This window comes from bacterium, assembly GCA_030655055.1.
Lineage (GTDB): Bacteria > Edwardsbacteria > AC1 > AC1 > EtOH8 > UBA5202.
Window position 1 is genome coordinate 1 of the sequence record JAURWH010000157.1, and the last position, 3463, is coordinate 3463.

The following is a 3463-nucleotide window of genomic DNA, read 5'->3' on the forward strand; positions in this document are numbered from 1 at the left end:
AGCGACGAGCTTTTTTCTTTTTGGTTCTTTTTCTTAGTTGGCGGAACAAAAAAGAAAAAGAACATAATAGTAATGGGTCTGCTCATTTGACCGTCCCACTATTTTCTTTTGACTTCTCCCAAGCAAGATAGATAGTCATTAATATTTGTAATCAGTCTTATTGTGAAACTGTTTTCCAGCATGATAGGCCAGGAAGTGGCCAAGAAGATACTGCGCCGGTCCTTTGAGGAAAACCGGCTGGCCCAGAGCTATCTGTTCTACGGCCCTTCCGGGGTGGGCAAGGAGATGGCGGCCTTTGAGCTGGCCCAGGCCCTTAACTGCACCGGGGTGGAGGCTCCCTGCGGCGCGTGCAGCCAATGCCAGAAGACGGTCAGCTTCAATCACCCGGACCTGCACTACGTCTTTCCCGTGCCCCATCCCTCCAGCGAGAGCGACAAGAAAAAACTGGCCGAGGAGGTTGCCGAGCTGCTGGCCCTGAAGGCCGAAAAGCCACACCTGTCCCTGGATTTCGACCGGCCGGTGGCCATCACCATAGACGACATCAGGGTCCTGCAGTCAAAACTTTCGCTCCAGCCCTATCAGGGAAAAAAGAAGGTGGTGATCATAATCAAGCCCGAGGCCATGACCACCGAGGCGGCCAACGCCTTCTTAAAGACCCTGGAGGAACCGTCCCCCACCACCAATTTCATCCTGGTCTGCGACAAGCCCAACGCCCTGCTGTCCACCATCCTCTCCCGCTGCCAGAAGATCCGCTTCATGCGGCTGGACCGGGCGGCGGTGATCCAAATCCTGGAGGAGCGCCACGGGCTGGATCCCGCCCAGGCCAAAATGCTGGCCTCCCTTAGCCAGGGAAGTTTGGGGCAGGCCCTGGAGATGATGGACCTGGACCTGCTGGAGGAGCGCCGGATGGCCGGGGATCTTTTGCGGGCCGGGCTGGAAAAAAGGTACGCCGATATGATGGAGGCCATAGACCTGGCCACCGGCGAAAAGGGCCGTCCCCAGCGGGTGCTGGAGCTGATGTCGGCCATAGCGCTGGAGGCCCTGCACCCCGAGCCCCAGGCCTCACCTGAAATATTATCCCTGGCCCGGCTGCTGACCGAACCGCAGCTGAACCGGATCACCGCCAACATGGAACTGGCCCGGACGGCCCTGAACCGAAACGTAACACCCAGGCTGTGCCTGATGGCCGCCTGCAGTCCCGATATCATAAAAGAGGAGCTATGAGCGAAAACCTGATAATGGTGCGCTTCAAGGAAGCGCGTTCCAAATACTATCTCAATCCCCAGGCCTACAGCCTGGTCCCGGGGGAAATGGTGATCGTCACCACCGACAACGGCGAGGAGCTGGGGGCGGTGGAGGGCGAGCGGGCCATCCTCAAGGAAAAATTCAAGGCGGCCGGAGAAGTGCTGCGCAAGGCGGTGGAGGAGGACATAGTGAAGTTCCAGGCCAACCGCAAGCGCGAGACCGAGTCCTACCAGGCCTGCCTGGACCTGATTCGCCGGCACGGCCTGCAGATGACCCTGGTGGACGTGGAGGCCAAGTTCGATGGATCAAAACTGACCTTCTACTTCACCGCCGAAAAGCGGGTGGACTTCCGTTCCCTGGTGCGGGACCTGGCCGCCATGTTCAAGGGTCGGATCGAGATGCACCAGATAGGGGTGCGGGACGAGGCCCGGCGGGTGGGCGGGCTGGGGCTGTGCGGCCGCCAGCTGTGCTGCGTGGCCTGGCTTAACGAGTTCGAGCCGGTGACCCTGAAGATGGCCAAGGAGCAGAACCTGTCCACCACCTCCAACAAGATGCTGGGGCTGTGCGGCCGCCTGATGTGCTGCCTGACCTACGAGGACCGCTATTACGAGGAGGCCCACCGCAGCATGCCCCGGGTGGGTTCGGTGGTCATCACCCCCAAGGGACCGGGCACGGTCTACAAGGTGGACATCTTCAAACAAAAAGTGATGGTCAGGTTCGAGGAAGGCCACGGGGAATTCGAGGTAGCGGAGGTTTCCAAGAAATGAGCAAGTTCTACGTAACCACGCCAATCTACTATGTCAACGACGAGCCGCATATCGGGCACGCCTACACCACCATCCTGGCGGACGTGCTGTCCCGGTACCACCGGCTGTTCGGAGACCAGACATTTTTCCTGACCGGACTGGACGAGCACGGCCAGAAGGTGCAGGAGGCCGCCGCCAAGCGCGGCGTTTCTCCGCAGGAACACTGCGACCAGATGAGCGCCCGCTTCACCGGCCTGTGGAAGAAGCTGGAGATAACCAACGACGACTTCATCCGCACCACTGAAACCCGCCACCAGGCGGTGGTCAAAAAAGTGCTGCAGGAACTTTACGAGCAGGGCCAGATCTACCCGGCCGAATACGACGGCTGGTACTGCACCCCCGACGAAAGGTTCTGGACGGAGAAGGACATCAAGGACGGCAACTGTCCCGACTGCGGGCGCCCGGTGTCCAAGATCACCGAGAAGAACTATTTCTTCAAGATGTCCCAGCACCAGCAATGGCTGATAGACGAGATAACCTCCGGCCGGATGACCATCAGGCCGGAGACCCGGAAGAACGAAGTGTTGGGCTTCCTGAAAAAACCGCTGAACGACCTGTGCATCTCCCGGCCCAAGAAGCGGCTGGCCTGGGGCATAGAGCTGCCGTTCGACGCCGAGTATGTCACCTACGTCTGGTTTGACGCCCTGATCAACTACATCTCGGCGCTGGGCTACCATTCCCCTGACGACCGGAAATATCAGGACCTATGGCCCTCGGCCCTGCACCTGCTGGGCAAGGACATTCTGACCACCCATTCGGTCTATTGGCCCACCATGCTTCATGCCATGGGGGTCAAGACCCCGCGGATGGTGCTGGCCCACGGCTGGTGGATGATAGACGAATCCAAGATGTCCAAGTCTCAGGGCACGGTGGTCCGTCCGCTGGAGATGGCCGATAAATACGGAGTGGAGCAGCTCCGCTATTTCCTGATGAAGGAGATGACTCTGGGGGCCGACGCCAATTTCTCCGAAGAAGCCCTGGTATCGCGGATCAATTCCGACCTGGCCAACGATTACGGCAACCTGGTCAGCCGGGTTTTCAAGATGATAGATTCCTACTGCGCCGGGGCCACGCCGGAAGTTGCGAATTTGGGAAGTTCCGAAGGTGAGCTGATAACCGGGATCGCTGGGCTGGGGGCCAAGGTCAAAACCCTGATAGACGAGTTGGAGCCCAACAAGGCGCTGGAGGAGATACTGGAACAGGTGCGGGCCACCAACCGCTATGTGGAATCCAACGCCCCCTGGAAGCTGTTCAAGGAAGGCAACCAGGAGCGGATCAACCTTGTCCTGTACAACGCGGCCGAGGCCCTGCGCATCGCCAGCATCCTGTTGTCCCCGGTGATGCCGGGCAAGTGCCGGGAGCTCTTATTACGATTGGGGGTGGAGGAGAAGGACATCACGCTGGCCAAGGCT

Annotated in this window: 3 protein-coding genes; all 3 read left to right on the plus strand. The window is 59.3% G+C overall.

Features of this window, described 5'->3' with window-relative positions:
• The first annotated feature begins 162 nt into the window (after positions 1–162).
• Entirely contained in the window at positions 163–1224 is a 1062-nt protein-coding gene (gene holB, locus Q7U71_07450) for a DNA polymerase III subunit delta' (protein MDO9391590.1), read from the plus strand.
• A complete protein-coding gene (ricT, locus tag Q7U71_07455; protein MDO9391591.1) occupies positions 1221–2012 on the plus strand; it encodes a regulatory iron-sulfur-containing complex subunit RicT in 792 nt (263 codons plus the stop codon). The genes holB and ricT overlap by 4 nt, the downstream gene beginning before the upstream one ends.
• On the plus strand, positions 2009–3463 hold a 1455-nt coding region (gene metG, locus Q7U71_07460; GenBank protein ID MDO9391592.1), incomplete at its 3' end, for a methionine--tRNA ligase. The genes ricT and metG, both read left to right, overlap by 4 nt.